Source organism: Aromatoleum evansii, assembly GCF_012910805.1.
GTDB lineage: Bacteria > Pseudomonadota > Gammaproteobacteria > Burkholderiales > Rhodocyclaceae > Aromatoleum > Aromatoleum evansii.
Genome location: NZ_WTVK01000250.1, coordinates 1 through 424 on the forward strand (window position 1 = coordinate 1; position 424 = coordinate 424).

Here is a 424-nt window from a genome sequence, read left to right on the forward strand (position 1 = left end):
GAACGGTATCAGCCACGTGATCGGCTTTGACGGATAAGCTTGCGCCGACACAAGCGACTAACGCCCAGAGATTCCAAGCCGCGCAGCGCTTCGCCGAAGGGCGTGTCGGCTTACGGCAAGAGCCTTTGCCATGTCCCGCTCGTTGGGCAGGCGGTCGCCCATTCCCAGGACGCCCGAGCGGGCCTCGTCGCGGATCTGATCCGAGATCACCTCGAACGTGTGGTGGGTTTTGATTGGTCGGATCGACATCTGGCCTGCTCAATTGATTAACGCACCGTCGACCGGCCGCAAAGTGGCTTATCGTGCGCTGCGGTATGCGTTGTCCATGCCGGGCGCGGCAACCTCAGGTTAGATTCCAGTTCTCTCCTTTGATTTCTCTCCTTTGATATCGTGAACAAGACAAACTGCCCGGCCAGGTCAGCAG

At 59.2% G+C, this 424-nt stretch carries 1 protein-coding gene; it reads right to left on the reverse strand.

The features are described 5' to 3' along the window. Positions 1-57 precede the first annotated feature (57 nt). Positions 58-249 (reverse strand): GntR family transcriptional regulator, encoded by a 192-nt coding sequence (locus GO615_RS29635; protein ID WP_035649309.1) that lies wholly within the window; start codon positions 247-249, stop codon positions 58-60. Between the last annotated feature and the right edge of the window lie 175 nt (positions 250-424).

Bases quoted from the DNA above. Each gene is read 5' to 3' on its own strand.
- GO615_RS29635 (WP_035649309.1), bottom strand. From the start codon at position 249: ATGTCGATCCGACCAATCAAAACCCACCACACGTTCGAGGTGATCTCG.